Origin of the sequence: Paenibacillus sp. FSL P4-0338 (assembly GCF_038002365.1) — a bacterium.
Taxonomy (GTDB): Bacteria; Bacillota; Bacilli; order Paenibacillales; family Paenibacillaceae; genus Paenibacillus_AQ.
In genome coordinates, this window is the sequence record NZ_JBBOCG010000001.1 from 630,037 (window position 1) to 644,506 (window position 14,470).

Here is a 14,470-nt window from a genome sequence, read left to right on the forward strand (position 1 = left end):
GTTGACGAATAGGATAATATAGTTATGTAGGGTTGGCGTATTTGTGCCAATCCTTTTTGGTGTGGTTAGCTAGAACGTCGAGTGTGGGCCAAATGTAATCGAAAAACCGATTACATTGCGCAGCGTGGAGGTGAGCGGAGCAAATGTAATCGAAAAACCGATTACATTGCGTAGCGCGGGGGCGAGCGGACCAAATGTAATCGAAAAACCGATTACATTGCGCAGCGCGGGGGCGAGCGGACCAAATGTAATCGAAAAACCGATTACATTGCGCAGCGCGGGGACGAGCCTGATGGTGAGGTGCACAAGTGCCCCTGAATGCGCCGAAAGCGGGCAAATCGGGTAAATGAAGAGCACTAATACCTCTTTATCCGCCTTCATCCGACAAAATACGGCCAACCCGAAAAGGACCTAAGCAGGCTCAACGCTACGCTCAACGCCACACATAGCCAGCTCAAAAAGAACGGCAATTCCGCTGCCGCGCTGCAAGCAACCGTTTTCTTTTTATGAATTTATAGGGGGGAAGACCTATATTCTATGAATTGTAAGCGCATTCTGAAAACGTATAATTAAAGTTGTCACCAGGAGAAATTAGAAGCATAAGCGATTAGCCAAAAAGGGGAGGCATAACAACATGCACAAAACGGCAAAACGTTCAGCAGCAGCCGCTGCGGCCGGTGTATTAGCACTCACACTGGCACTGACAGGCTGTGGATCAAGCAATAACACCAGCAACACCGGAAGTAAGGACACCGCAGGCAAGGATACCGCCAGCGGAACCAATGCAAGCCCGGCAGCAGCCGGAGACGACACGGCTCCGGTTACATTCTCGGTATTTATGAATGGTCCCGGACAACAGCCAACGCCTGACAATAAGCTTCTGAAGCTGATCAAAGATGAGACCGGAATCACATTCAACCAGGAATTCCTGGTCGGCGACCTGCAGCAGAAGCTCGGGGTCATGATTGCCGGGGGCGATTACCCGGACATCCTGTCAGGTGACGACAAATTAATCAATGCCAAGGCATACATTCCGCTTGAGGATCTGATTGAGAAATACGCTCCTAACCTGAAGAAGCATTACGGTGCGGTCTGGAACCAGATCAAGGATGAGAGTGACGGCCACATCTACGTCCTGCCAAGCTATGGCGTCTATCAAGGTAAAATTACCGAGCCTACTTATCAGGGACCAGGCTTCTGGCTGCAAAAAGGCGTGCTTGAGGAAATGGGCTACCCTACTCCTAAGACCCTGGATGAGTACTTCGACATCATTGCCAAATATAAAGAAAAACACCCGGACATGATCGGGTTCGAATCACTCAACTTCGACTGGCGCGTGTTCCCGCTGCAGAATCCCCCAGAGCATCTGTCGGGGCATCCGAATGACGGGGCCGTTGTTGTAGATAACAATGTTGCACAGATTTTTGCCGACAAGGATATGTCCAAGACGTACTACAAGAAGCTTAATGATATCAACGCTCAAGGCTTGATGGATAAAGAAGCGTTCGTACAGAACTATGACCAGTATCTGGCCAAGGTTGCAAGCGGCAAGGTCATCGGGATGTTCGACCAGCACTGGAACTTCCAGGACGGCGAGAAATCCTTGATCTCCCAAGGCAAGCTGGAAAATACGTATATCGGCTTCCCTCTGCTCTATCCGGGCGCAGAAGAATGGTATCGTGACCGTGGAGCGGTCGGTACTAACCGAGGATTCGGAATTTCGATCAATGCCAAGGACCCTGTCCGCATTATCAAATTCTGGGATAAGATGATCACCGAGGATTGGCAGAAGACGCTTCAATGGGGCGTCAAAGGCGAAGATTATGAAGTGAATGCAGACGGTTCCTTCTACCGTACGCCTGAGCAACGGGCGAATGCAGATCAGACCAGCTGGCAGGTAGCTAACAAAATCTCAGGGATGTTCGGTTACATGCCTAAGATTCAAGGTACGTACAGCGACGGTAACGCAGCAGATGCCGGTACACAGCCTCAGGAATTCTTCGACAGCCTGAAGCCTTACGACCAGAAGATTCTGAAGGCGTACAACAAGAAATCATGGTCCGAATTCTTCAAGGAACCGAAAGAGAACAACATCTACTTCCCTGCGTATTCCATCGTGCTTAAGGATGGTTCACCAGCCCAGCTCGCACAGTCCAAACTGAATGACCTCATGATTAAGTATTTGCCGAAAGCCATTATGGCCAGCCCTGCTGAGTTCGACGGCGTGTGGCAGGATTATGTGGACAGAATCCACAAGCTGGACATCAAGGCCTATGAAGACCGGATGAATGAAGGCATTCAGCAGCGTATCGAAAAATGGAGCGTTAAATAAACCATTTAATACAGAAATAGGAGCGGGAAATGCTGTTTCCCGCTCTTCCTAAATAGGAATGCGTGAATAGGACAACGTGGAGAGAATGATTTTTACAGGAGGGAAACAACATGTCTGATGCCGTACTGGACAAACAGGTCAAAAAACAGAAGACCCGAAAAAGCAAAATCGATCCGGAAATCGGTGTGGAACTCAGCTGGAAAACACTGAAAACACAGAAACAGCTTATTTTTATGTCCGTGCCCATTGCACTCTATCTGATTATCTTCAACTATGTTCCCATCTGGGGCTGGCTGATGGCCTTTCAGAATTACCGCCCGGCGGTGTCCTTTGGCCAGCAGGAATGGGTAGGCTTGCAGCAATTCAAGTTTTTATTCTCTGATGATACCTTTATGCTGGTGCTTCGCAATACCATTGCCATGAGTTTCATTAACCTTGTACTGGGTACGGTTACGGCTATAGGTCTGGCTCTGCTGCTGAATGAGATCAAGCTCAAGTTCTTCAAGCGTGCCGTTCAGTCGATTTCTTATTTGCCGCACTTTCTGTCCATGGTTATCGCTGCGGGGATTGTATCCACTTCACTCTCCATCGATGGCGGGATTGTCAATGTCGTTCTAATGAAGCTTCACCTGATTAAAGATCCGATTATGTGGCTCAGTGAAGGGAAATACTTCTGGGGCATCATCGGGGCGTCGAACGTGTGGAAAGAGGTGGGCTGGGGTACGATCATTTATCTGGCGGCCATTACCTCCATCGATCCTTCCCTGTACGAGGCAGCTTCCATTGACGGCGCGAAACGTTTTCAAAAGATGCGTTATATCACGCTTCCGGGAATTAAGGCTACATTCGTTATTTTGCTGATTATGAACATTGGACATATTCTGGATGCCGGCTTCGAGCTTCAATATCTGCTGGGCAACGGACTTACTGTGGACTACTCGCAAACCATTGATATCTTTGTAGTGAAGTATGGTCTGGCTATGGGTAACTACTCGCTGGCTACGGCCGCAGGGATCTTCAAAACGATTGTCAGTGTCATTCTCGTATTCATCGCAAACAATGTCGCAAAACGCCTCGGCGAAGAGCGATTACTATAGAGGAGGAAGCCCATATGAAAGCCGGGACCAAAGGTTCAAGCCGGATTGAGCCGGTTGTATTTCATACATTCAACACGATATTTATGCTCTTTGTGGTTACTGTCACGCTCTATCCGTTCCTCCAGACGCTGGCGGTATCCTTCAATGACGGCAGTGACACGCTTACCGGGGGGATCTACCTCTGGCCCCGTGTATGGACGCTGGAGAATTACCGGGCGGTCTTTATATCAGGAACAATTTATCATGCTGCATTTATCTCGGTATCCCGTACTATAATTTCAACGGTGCTCGGTGTATTCCTTACAACGATGCTCGCTTATGCACTGGCGCAGCCGCAATATATTTTCCGCAAAAAGATCGGCCTGCTGTTCATCCTGACTATGTATTTCAATGCCGGGCTGATCCCGAACTACTTCCTGATCAAGAATATGGGCCTGCTGCATAACTTCATGGTCTATATCCTGCCGAGTCTGGTCAGCGCGTTCAACCTGATTATCATGCGGACCTATATCCGCGGGCTTCCGTTCAGCCTTACCGAATCGGCGAAGATTGACGGGGCAGGAGAATTCAGAATTTTCTGGAAAATCATCTTCCCGCTCTGTACGCCTGTACTGGCAACTGTCGCACTGTTTATCGCGGTAGGCTCATGGAATTCCTGGTTTGACACATTCCTCTATGCCTCCTCGGATATCAAGCTTAGCACGCTGCAATATGAAATGATGAAGATGCTTGGCTCCATTATGAGTGCGAACAATGATCCGTCGATGCTTGCGGGAGGCCAGAACAATCAGGTCCAGTCGCTGGTTACGCCAGCCTCCATGCGTGCAGCCATTACGATCGTTACAGCGGTTCCGATTCTGTTCGTCTACCCTTTCTTGCAGAAGTATTTCGTGGTAGGATTGAACCTGGGTAGCGTAAAAGAGTAATTGTCAATACGTATTATAGTAAGGAAAATATGTATACTATAACCGTTTCGGGTGCAGCCGAAGCGGTTTCTCCTGTTCCATCATATGGAGTCCTGCCGGGCTCCAACTACTTATATAAAGATGGTGATTCCATGCTTAAGGTACTGTTTGCCGACGATGAGCCGATTATGCTGGAAGGGCTCCGCTTCCTGGTCGACTGGGAGGCACTAAATTATGAAGTATGCGGCGAGGCGCTGGACGGGGAGGATGCGCTGCAGCTGATCGGCAGCACCCGCCCTGACCTGGTCATCACCGATGTACGTATGCCGGTCATCGACGGCCTTGAGCTCATCCGAAGAACCTCTGAAAGCGATTTTCGGCCGAAGTTTATTATTTTTAGCGGCTATGCTGACTTTGAGTATGCCAAGCGGGCCCTGAAATACGGAGTAGCGAATTACTTGACCAAGCCTCTGGATGAAACGGAGCTGACGGAGGCGGTGCAGACGGTTACGGCACAGATCCTTAAAGAACGCAAGGCGTCCTCTCGGCGTGATGCGCTCTCGGCTCTGATGCAGGAGGATATGGTATCCCGGCTCCTGATGCGGGAGAATACGGAGGAGGAGCGGGAGCAGGGGCTGAAGACGCTGGGGATCTCCCCCGCCTCGCGGCTATGCTGTATTCTGGTCCATGGAGCAGCGCCGGACAGTATGCAGATGCGTGAGCAGGTCGCCGCCATGAGTGGCAATGAACTGCTGCGCAGCCTTGCGGTCTATCCGTTCACCGCAGGAAGCGGGAAGCACGGCTATCTGCTGGTGTCCCCGCAGGAAGGACCGGCGCTTGACCGGGCACTGCTTACCCGGTGGATGGAGGAGATGCGGCCACTGTACAGCGCGCCGGTCTTTTTCACAGCAAGTCTTCAGCATCAGGGCCCGGAGGCTCTGAATACGGCATACCAAGAGGCGCTGGCTGCTGAGCTGTGCAGACCGTATGGTCCGGGGGGCGGGGGAGCCGGCTTCTTCGAGAAGCAGGATAAGACACAGATGGCCATGCTTCCGGCAGAGCTGAGACGATCGCTGCTGCAATCCGTCACCGAAGGGAAGGCCCTGCATCTCGCGGATCAGCTTGGCGAGGTGTTCAAGATTTTCTCGGCGGAGGTGGCTTCCAGCTCATGGATCGACGCTTTTCTGGCTAATATCAAAGCAGAGCTGCTACGTGAAATTACCGCCAGAGGGGGCGACTATGCGCAGTGGGTGCAGAAATGGTTCCCGTCCCGCCATACAGCCAATTGTCTGCCGCTGCTTGAGCGTCAGATAGAGGAGGAGCTGTGTGAGGCTGCAGAGTGGTTCGCAGCGGCTGCGGACGGCAGGGCGGAGGATCAGATTGTGGCTGCAGCGATCGAGTATGTCCGCGGGCATTATCAGGAGAAGCTGAAGCTGCAGGATATTGCCAAGCATCTGCATGTGAACTCGGCCTACCTGGGACAGCGGTTCAAGAAATACTACGGCAGTTCTTTTAACGATTATCTCCATGAATACCGTATTGAAGAGGCGAAGAAGCTGCTGCGCCGGACCGATATGGGAATTTCGGACATCTCAAGCAGAGTGGGCTATTCAGACGCCGATGTGTTCGCCGCCAAGTTCAAGGCGCTTAACGGAGTTACACCTTCCGTGTACAAGAAGAGTTAATTCAAGAGGGAGGAGGGGCCTGCATGAAGAATAACCGGAAGCCATCTGCCTTCATCAATGATATTCCGCTCAAATACAAGTTTTTGTTCATCTACTTACTGTGTGTGCTTGTCCCCATACTTAGCATCAATGCCCTCTTTTATGTGCAGATCAGCCGTAATGTGGAGGCACGGGAGAGGGATAATCTGGAGATTTCGGTAGACCGGGTGGCCTATGACCTGATGCAGATCGTGAACGAATGTGTGGCGATCAGCAATACTGTGGCTGCGGACCGGCCCTACATGGAGATGATGGATTACGCCTACCCGGATAATGAGGCTTATTATGATGCCTATAATGATTCTCTGAAGGATAAGCTGCGGCAGTACAGCACGCTCCACTCCTATATTTCCTGGATGGGCATATATACCTCTAATCCGACCATCCAGAACGGCAACAGCTACTTCATTCTTTCGTACGCGGATAAACAGAGTGAATGGTACCGCAAAATCTCAAGCAGCACAGGTAAGGTGCTGCTCACTTCTTATCAGGGAACCAACCCGCTGAATCCGCCGCAGCAGGAAGTGCTCGTCAGCCTGATCCGCAAGCTGGATAACTTCACGGGCCAGCCCTACACGAAGTATCTGAGGATTGATCTGCGGCTGAACAATGTGCAGGACCTCTTCCAGAAGGAGCGTGACTATCTGGATTTCAAGCTGCTGGATGAGAAGAACCGGGTCGTACTGGACTCGAACCGTTCCTTCTCCTCACTGGATGGCAGTGCCTTGCTGAATGTGGACACCAGCCTTGACCAGGCGCCCAAGCAGATTGTCCGGGCGCTCAGCAGTGCGGCCTACACCAAGGGCTGGCGGCTGGTTGGCACTCCCGAAGGACGTAAGATCAACCATGAGATGGAGAGTGCGCTCAGGAACTCGCTGATTCTGCTCCTGCTGACAATCATCCTTCCCACGCTGCTCATGATCGTCATTATACGTTCCTACAATCTGCGGGTACGGCTGCTCTACAAACATATGAAGCAGGTCAAATATGAGCAATTCGAGAGCATTGATATGTATGAAGGGAAAGATGAGATCGGCGGTCTGATCCGCAGCTTCAATCTGATGACCGGCAAAATCCGCAATCTGATCAATGATGTCTACAAGCTGGAGATTCAGAAGAAGGATCTGGAGCTGGAACGGGTGCGGGCGGAGCTGAAATATCTGGAGAGCCAGGTGGACCCTCATTTCCTTTTTAATACGCTGAATGCGATCCTGGTCATCTGTAAGAAGTATAAATATGAACAGGTTACCGATGTCATCCGCAATCTGGCCCTGATTATGCGCAGGCTGCTCAGCTGGAAGGATGATCTCATTACGGTGGAGGAGGAAGTATCCTTCATCGAGATGTATCTGCAGATTGAGAAGTTCCGCTTCCAGAACCGGTTCTCTTATGTGCTGGATATTGCGCCTGAGGTGCTGAACTGCCGGATTCCCAAGATGAGTATACAGGCTCTGGTGGAGAATTCCTGCAAGCATGGTCTGCAGTCGGTCAAATGGGCAAGGGAAATTCACGTGTCCGCTTCGCGGAATGAGACAGGTCTGCTGATTATGGTGACTGATAACGGTAAAGGAATTGAGAAGGAGAAGCTGGAATGGATCAAGTCCCATCTGGAGACAGAAGAGGATACGGGACAGAATGTCGGGCTCCGCAATGTGTACAAACGCCTCATGCTGTACTATGACGGCAGGGCTGGATTCAGTATTGAGAGCATCGAATACGAACGCACGGTCATTACCATCCAGATTCCCGAGGATTTGAGTCTGGTTCCGATAGGGGAGGGAGCTCATGTATAAAGTAGTGCTTGCTGATGATGAGACGATTGCCTTAGAGGGGCTGCGGACGCTGACTGACTGGGAGGAGCTGGGCTTCGAGGTATGCGGCGCCTGTGAGAACGGGGAGGAAGCGCTGGCTGCCATTATCCGCAGCTCGCCCGATCTGGTGATTACGGATATCCGCATGCCCGAGATCGACGGGCTTGAGCTGATCCGGCGCGTACGCAGCCTTGATATGGAGCAGCCGGTCTTCATCGTGCTTAGCGGCTACGGCGAATTTGAGTATGCCAGAACAGCCATCCGTTACGGGGTAAGACATTACCTGCTGAAGCCGGTCATGGATGCGGAATGGGATAAGGTGCTTACGGACATTACGGATGAGCTGGAGCTGCGCCTTAAGCAGACCATGCAGCAGAGCATGCTGACCAGCCGGCTGCTGCCGCTTGCAATTGCGCGCATGCTTGAGGGGCACTGGGCGGAGCCGGATGAAGAAGCAGCTGAGCAGATGGACTGCCTGGATGAGACGGCCACGGGCTGGACGTATGTTCATGTGGAGGGTCATAGCAGCCGGATTACGGAGCTGTGCAGGGAGCTGGCCGGACCGGCTGGTGCGATGTTCATTGATCTCCCCGGGGATCAGGCCGGGCTGGTCGTGGAGAGCTCGGGGGCGGCGGCGGGGCTGGCGGAGCAGCTATACGCCGGGCTGACCATCAGCGGAGTAAAGGGTTCGGTCAGCATTGGACCAAGTGTGCGCTCCCTCCGCGAGCTGCCGGTCTCCTACCGCGAAGCGGCAGACGCTGCGGCCCGCCACTACTTCTATTCGGACGAATGCGGCCCGGTGGATTCGGCCAGTGAAGCTGAGGGACAGGTGAATTACACGCTTCCGTCCGCAGAGCTGATTGAGGAGATTATCAGCGCAGTGGAGCGGCTACAGGAGCAGAAGGCCGCGGAGAAGCTGGGCGAATTGTTCAGCGTGTTCAAAGAGAACCGGACAGATCCCGGAGTCGTCCAGATGACGGGCATGGATATCATGCTGCGGAGCATGGAGCTGCTGAAGGAATTCGGTGGCGCGGACGATCAGTGGATCGGCACGCTTGATTTTTTCAGAACCGAGCCGAAGTCCCTGGAAGACCTGCAAGTCACCCTGGAGAAGGCGCTGGGAAGCAGTATGAACTATATCCGCCAGCACAAGGAGCGTAACTCCGAGCATCCGCTGATCCGCGTGGAATGCTTCCTGAGAGATCATTATGCGGAGCATCTGACGGTCAAAGAGATTGCAGAGCATTTCTATATTAATCCGGTGTATCTGGGCCAAGCCTTCATTAAAAAGCACGGTATCAGCATTCTTGAGTATATTCATAATCTGCGGATTGAAGCGGCCAAGCAGAGGCTCGTTGACACTCAGGATACAGTCAGAAGCATTGTGGAGAGCGTCGGTTACGTTCACTATCACCATTTCTTAAGAGAGTTCGAGAAACGGACGGCGCTGAAGCCCGTTCAGTTCCGCGCACAGGCTCAGGGAGCTAAGAAATAGGGTGCAATTATTTATTTGGGGTCCATCTATTTACTTTGGTGATGGTAAACGCATACAAATGCGTTATGATAGAGAGAGTTGTCCAAAAAAATGTTGTCAAATACAGGAGGTTAGCAAAAATGAAGCAAGCAAGCAGCGAAATTCCTGCATTACATGAAATGTTCCGGGAGGCCTTTAAAATAGGGGCTGCCGTCAGTACTGGCATTATAGCTGCCCAGGGTCCTTTCATTGCCAAGCATTACAACAGCATCACCGCCGAGAATGAGATGAAGCCGGCTCTGGTTCAGCCGCAGGAGGGCGAATTCACCTTCGAGGCTGCGGACGGTATCTTCGAATTCGCAGAGTCGCATGGGATCGGTGTCCGGGGGCATACGCTTTTGTGGCATAACCAGACCGGAGACTGGATGTTCCAGGATGCGGAAGGCAGAGCCTGCAGCAGAGAGCAATTGCTTGCCCGCCTGCAGACCCACATTAACACGGTAGTAGGCCGTTACCGGGGCCGGGCGTATGCCTGGGATGTAGTAAATGAAGCGATTGAGGATAAAACAGACCAGTACCTGCGGGATACGCAGTGGCTTGAGATCATCGGCGAGGATTATCTCCGTCAGGCCTTTGAAATGGCACATCAGGCAGACCCAGACGCGCTGCTGTTCTACAACGACTATAATGAGACCGATCCTGTCAAGAGCGGCAAAATCTACAAGCTTGTACGCAGCCTGCTGGATCAGAATACGCCGATTCACGGGATCGGCATGCAGGGACACTGGAATATCTACGGCCCTTCCGTTGAGGAAATCCGCAATGCGCTTAAGCTCTACGCATCACTGGGGCTCAAGATTCACATTACCGAGCTGGATCTCTCCGTGTTCAACCATGACGATAAACGCACGGACTTGAAAGCGCCAACAGCTGAAATGCTGAAGCTTCAGGAGGAGCGTTATGCCGAGATCTTCGCCCTACTGCTGGAATTCAGAGACTCCATTGATTCGGTGACCTTCTGGGGCGTGGCCGATGATTATACCTGGCTGGACGGCTTCCCCGTCCGGGGACGCAAGAACTGGCCGTTCCTGTTCGATGAGCAGAAGCAGCCAAAGGCTTCATTCGCCCGGCTGGCCGAGCTGGCCGCACCGCAATCCTAATATTATTGTAAGCTGGACACCTTATTATATCTGGAGGGAATCAAATGACAACTCAACTGAAGCAGGCTACCGGCAAGGTACCGCCAAGCGGCAATCCGCTGGTGGCACACAGATACGGAGCCGATCCTTATGCCCTGGTATTCGAAAACAGAGTCTATCTGTATATGACCAATGATGCGCTGGAGTATGATGAGAATGGTGTGGTGAAGGAGAACTCCTACAGCAGCATTAATACGATTACCGTAATCTCGTCCGCTGACCTGGTGAACTGGACCGATCATGGTCCGATAGCCGTAGCCGGACCGGAGGGTGCAGCGAAGTGGGCAACCCAGTCCTGGGCACCGGCAGCGCTTCATACCGTAATTGACGGCAAGGACAAGTTTTTCCTCTACTTCGCCAATAATGCCAGCGGCATCGGTGTTCTGTCGAGTGACAGTCCGGTGGGTCCATGGGTGGACCCGATCGGGGAGGCACTGATTCTGCGCTCTACACCTGGGGTAGAGGATGTTACCTGGTTGTTCGATCCGGCGGTGCTGTTAGATGATGACGGAAAGGGGTATATCTACTTCGGAGGCGGCGTCCCGGAAGGACAGTTCGCCGAGCCGGGCACAGCACGGGTGATGCCGCTGGGTGAGGACATGACCAGCGTGGTGGGCAGCGCGAAAGTGATTCCGGCCCCGTTCATGTTCGAGGATGCCGGAATCCATAAGTGGAACGGAGTCTACTATTATACCTACTGCTCGAACTTCTATGACGGGCAGCGGCCGGAAGGCAGCCCTCCTGCGGGAGAGATCGCCTATATGACCAGTGAGCATCCGATGGGTCCCTGGACGTATCAACACACGATCCTGAAGAATCCGGGACATTTCTTCGGCGTATCCGGGAATAACCATCATGCGGTCTTCCAGTTCCATGACAGCTGGTATATTGCTTATCACGCCCAGACCTTGTCCAAGGCCCAAGGGATTGCGAACGGCTACCGCTCCACACATTTGAACCGCCTGACTCATAATGAGGACGGTTCCATTCCGGAAATCCATGCGGATTACGAAGGTGTGCAGCAGCTTGCAGCGTTGAACCCGTATGAGCGTATTCCGGCGGCAACGATGGGCTGGAGCGCAGGGGTGAAGACAGAATACCTGGCCGAGGGCGGAGTTCAGGCCGTAACGGATGTGGAGCACGGCGGCTGGATCGGACTATCCGGGGTAGACTTCGGCAGCGGAGCCGAGTCATTCCAGGCCTCGGTCCTGAGTCTGGAAGCGGGCGGCGTGCTGGAGCTGCATCTGAATGACCCGGCAGGTCCAGTTATCGGCAAGCTGCAGGTTCCGGCGGCAGGCGGAGCGCAGGAATGGCTGGAGCTGAAGACGGTGGTCCAGGGAGCGGAGGGAGTGCATAACCTCTATCTGGTATTCACAGCAGAGAGCGGTAAGGACTTGTTCAAGCTGGCCCATTGGCAATTCACACCACAGCATAACTAACAGCAAGGAGGCGGCACATTGAATACAGCCATCATTACTAATCCAGTACTATGGGCAGATGTCCCGGATGTGGATGTGATCCGGGTCGGTCCAGTGTTCTATATGGTCAGCACCAGCATGCACTCGATGCCGGGCTGTCCGATTATGAAATCGGTGAATCTGAAGGACTGGGAGATTGTGAGTTACGTCTTTGATACCTTCGAGGACACTCCGGCCTTCCGGCTGGAGGACGGCGAAGGGATTTACGGCGGCGGTTCCTGGGCTGCCTCGCTGCGGTGCAGGAACGGAATCTATTATGTATGCTTCTCTTCCAATGATACAGACCAGTTCTACATCTACCAGACCCGGGATATCGAGCATGGACCGTGGGCGCGTTCGGTCATCCCGGATCTGCACCATGACCCGGCGCTGCTGCTGGATGAGGACGGCCGCAATTATGTGATCTACGGCAACGGGGATATCCGCATCCGGGAGCTGAACGAGGACCTGACCGGATGGATGAGCCGCGGAACGAAGCAGCTGCTGCTGGAAGGCGAGCGGCAGGGCATTATGCTGCGGATGGAAGGCTGTCATGCCCATAAGCGTGACGGGTATTATTACCTGTTCTTCATTGAATGGCCGGCAGAGGGCAACATGCGCAGACGCCAGCTATGCTACCGGTCCCGGGAGCTGCTCGGTCCTTATGAGCGCAAGGTTATTCTGGACGATAACCTGGGCTACGAGAATCGCGGTGTAGCGCAAGGCGGGCTGATCGATACTGAGGACGGCGACTGGTACGCCGTGCTGTTCCAGGATCACGGGGCAGTTGGACGTGTTCCCTGCGTATTCCCTGTGAGCTGGGAGAACGATTGGCCGGTAATCGGGGATGGCGGCAAGGCTCCGCTGAGCTTCGGGACGAAGCTGCCTGCGGATGAGCCGAAGGCGATTGTAATCAGCGATGAGTTCGACTATACGGAGAACCGGCTGGCGCTTCAGTGGCAATGGAACCATAATCCCGATAACGGGCTATGGTCGGTTACCGAGCGGCCGGGCTGTCTGCGGCTGCGTACAGGCAAGGCAGCTGATAGCGTCGTAACGGCGCGCAATACGCTGACCCAGCGGACGGAGGGTCCGGCTTGCAGTGCCGAGACGATGCTGTATCTGGGCGGCATGAACGAAGGTGACCGGGCCGGGATGGTAGCTCTTCAGTCCGGGTACGGCACGGTTGAGGTGGCCGCCGGAGCGCAGGGACAGTTCACCGTGGATATGTGTATCCAGGGTGACGACGGCGTTGAAGTGGTGGAGAGTATCCCGTTCACGGGTGAGTGTATCTGCCTCAGAGTCGATTTCAACTTCGAGGATGGTGTGGACGAGGCCCGGTTCTTCTACTCAGGGGGCGGTGAGGTCTGGCATCCCATCGGGCAGACGCTGCATATGAAATATACGCTCGATCATTTCATGGGCTACCGGATCGGCTTGTTCAATTATGCGACCCGGCAGCCCGGCGGCTATGCCGATTTCGATTATCTCCGTTATCACCGGCAGGATTAAGACCGGGTCTGGAAATGGGAAGCATATTCGCTGGGTGTCATCGATGTATGCTGCTTGAATATTCTTCCGAAATACGTCAGGCCCGTGAAGCCGACCCGGAAGGCCACCTCCTGAATCGGATACCGGCGAAGCTGGAGCAGGCGGCTGGCCTCATGCACCCGCAGCATGTTCACATATTCGATTAAGGTCTTGCCGGTGTTCTTTTTGAACAGATGACAAAAGTAGTTGGGGGTTACGCAGCAGATCCGTGCGGCCTCCTCCACGGTCAGCGGTTCATGGAAATGGTTGCTAAGGTGAATCAGCAGGGGCTGGATGCCTGTCTCCTGCCGGTCTCTTTTGGAAGGCGGTGCTGTGAACTCGGCCAGGGGATAAGCCAGACCCAGGGAAGAGAACAGGCCGCCTTTTATACATAATTCATACCCGGGACTCTTGCTCTGGTAGCTGAAAATAATCTGTTCAATGCATCCTCTGATCTGGCGGGTAACCGGCTGGTCCGCCCCATAGAAGGCAGGCAGCCTGATTTCACCGGAGAGCAGCGGCCGGATATGCTGAAGCTCAGTCAGGTCCCGTATACCGTTCAGCAATGCTTCGTTGTAGACAACCGCATACAGCTCACTGCCATCCTCTGTCGGATAGGCCGCATGAATCTGCGGACGGCTGACGAAGGCAAGCTCCCCCTGCACCAGCTCTCTGGAGTGGGGGCCGACCTGGACGCGGAAGCGGCCCTTGGTCACGAGAATCCATTCGAGATGGTCATGCCAGTGAGGCGGAATAATACTGCGGTCCGGAAAGCAGATATGAAATACATTGATGGGGAACAGGCCCTCGGGAATTTCCGTGTGCTCTTTTTTCCATGGATAAGGCTTGTCCTCGAACGCTCCACTCATCTTAATCCCTCCACACAATCGTAATATCGTATGATAGATGCGTACTTTTATGTATAGTATAGCGGCTTTGCA

The 14,470-nt window shown here is 53.3% G+C and carries 11 protein-coding genes; 9 read left to right on the plus strand and 2 right to left on the minus strand.

Features of this window, described 5'->3' with window-relative positions; all coding sequences use genetic code 11:
- Nucleotides 1-69 precede the first annotated feature (69 nt).
- Nucleotides 70-381 (minus strand): hypothetical protein, encoded by a 312-nt coding sequence (locus MKZ07_RS02660; protein WP_341024345.1) that lies wholly within the window; start codon nucleotides 379-381, stop codon nucleotides 70-72.
- A gap of 253 nt (nucleotides 382-634) precedes the next feature.
- Here MKZ07_RS02660 and MKZ07_RS02665 point away from each other — a divergent pair, with 253 nt between their 5' ends.
- From MKZ07_RS02665 to MKZ07_RS02705, 9 genes are all read left to right on the plus strand, one after another.
- The gene (locus tag MKZ07_RS02665; RefSeq protein WP_036693455.1) at nucleotides 635-2,332 is read left to right on the plus strand and encodes an extracellular solute-binding protein; all 1,698 of its coding nucleotides are present in this window, start codon (nucleotides 635-637) and stop codon (nucleotides 2,330-2,332) included.
- A gap of 110 nt (nucleotides 2,333-2,442) precedes the next feature.
- The gene (locus MKZ07_RS02670) at nucleotides 2,443-3,429 is read left to right on the plus strand and encodes an ABC transporter permease (RefSeq protein ID WP_036693453.1); all 987 of its coding nucleotides are present in this window, start codon (nucleotides 2,443-2,445) and stop codon (nucleotides 3,427-3,429) included.
- Nucleotides 3,430-3,443: 14 nt separating this feature from the next.
- Nucleotides 3,444-4,355, plus strand: coding sequence for a carbohydrate ABC transporter permease (locus tag MKZ07_RS02675; protein ID WP_036693452.1), 912 nt, complete (start codon nucleotides 3,444-3,446; stop codon nucleotides 4,353-4,355).
- Nucleotides 4,356-4,486: 131 nt separating this feature from the next.
- Nucleotides 4,487-6,019 (plus strand): response regulator transcription factor, encoded by a 1,533-nt coding sequence (locus tag MKZ07_RS02680; protein WP_341024350.1) that lies wholly within the window; start codon nucleotides 4,487-4,489, stop codon nucleotides 6,017-6,019.
- Nucleotides 6,020-6,042: 23 nt separating this feature from the next.
- A complete protein-coding gene (locus MKZ07_RS02685) occupies nucleotides 6,043-7,851 on the plus strand; it encodes a sensor histidine kinase (RefSeq protein ID WP_341024353.1) in 1,809 nt (602 codons plus the stop codon).
- Nucleotides 7,844-9,364 (plus strand): response regulator, encoded by a 1,521-nt coding sequence (locus MKZ07_RS02690; protein ID WP_341024356.1) that lies wholly within the window; start codon nucleotides 7,844-7,846, stop codon nucleotides 9,362-9,364. Before MKZ07_RS02685 ends, MKZ07_RS02690 begins: the two co-directional genes overlap by 8 nt.
- Nucleotides 9,365-9,483: 119 nt before the next feature.
- Nucleotides 9,484-10,503 carry an endo-1,4-beta-xylanase gene (locus MKZ07_RS02695; RefSeq protein WP_341024359.1) on the plus strand — a complete coding sequence of 340 codons (1,020 nt, stop codon included), beginning with the start codon at nucleotides 9,484-9,486 and terminating at the stop codon, nucleotides 10,501-10,503.
- 44 nt (nucleotides 10,504-10,547) lie between these two features.
- A complete protein-coding gene (locus MKZ07_RS02700; RefSeq protein WP_036693445.1) occupies nucleotides 10,548-11,981 on the plus strand; it encodes a glycoside hydrolase family 43 protein in 1,434 nt (477 codons plus the stop codon).
- A gap of 18 nt (nucleotides 11,982-11,999) precedes the next feature.
- Nucleotides 12,000-13,511, plus strand: coding sequence for a glycoside hydrolase family 43 protein (locus MKZ07_RS02705; RefSeq protein WP_341024360.1), 1,512 nt, complete (start codon nucleotides 12,000-12,002; stop codon nucleotides 13,509-13,511).
- Here the strand turns inward: MKZ07_RS02705 and MKZ07_RS02710 are convergent.
- Nucleotides 13,508-14,398, minus strand: a complete 891-nt coding sequence (locus MKZ07_RS02710) for a helix-turn-helix transcriptional regulator (RefSeq protein WP_036693440.1) — start codon at nucleotides 14,396-14,398, stop codon at nucleotides 13,508-13,510. The genes MKZ07_RS02705 and MKZ07_RS02710 overlap by 4 nt on opposite strands.
- Nucleotides 14,399-14,470: the final 72 nt, after the last annotated feature.

Excerpts from the sequence above, each read along its gene's own strand:
- MKZ07_RS02680 (WP_341024350.1), top strand. The coding sequence starts at position 4,487 with ATGCTTAAGGTACTGTTTGCCGACGATGAGCCGATTATGCTGGAAGGG.
- MKZ07_RS02675 (WP_036693452.1), top strand. The coding sequence starts at position 3,444 with ATGAAAGCCGGGACCAAAGGTTCAAGCCGGATTGAGCCGGTTGTATTT.
- MKZ07_RS02695 (WP_341024359.1), top strand. The coding sequence starts at position 9,484 with ATGAAGCAAGCAAGCAGCGAAATTCCTGCATTACATGAAATGTTCCGG.
- MKZ07_RS02690 (WP_341024356.1), top strand. The coding sequence starts at position 7,844 with ATGTATAAAGTAGTGCTTGCTGATGATGAGACGATTGCCTTAGAGGGG.
- MKZ07_RS02660 (WP_341024345.1), bottom strand. The coding sequence starts at position 381 with ATGAAGGCGGATAAAGAGGTATTAGTGCTCTTCATTTACCCGATTTGC.
- MKZ07_RS02685 (WP_341024353.1), top strand. The coding sequence starts at position 6,043 with ATGAAGAATAACCGGAAGCCATCTGCCTTCATCAATGATATTCCGCTC.
- MKZ07_RS02665 (WP_036693455.1), top strand. The coding sequence starts at position 635 with ATGCACAAAACGGCAAAACGTTCAGCAGCAGCCGCTGCGGCCGGTGTA.
- MKZ07_RS02700 (WP_036693445.1), top strand. The coding sequence starts at position 10,548 with ATGACAACTCAACTGAAGCAGGCTACCGGCAAGGTACCGCCAAGCGGC.
- MKZ07_RS02710 (WP_036693440.1), bottom strand. The coding sequence starts at position 14,398 with ATGAGTGGAGCGTTCGAGGACAAGCCTTATCCATGGAAAAAAGAGCAC.
- MKZ07_RS02670 (WP_036693453.1), top strand. The coding sequence starts at position 2,443 with ATGTCTGATGCCGTACTGGACAAACAGGTCAAAAAACAGAAGACCCGA.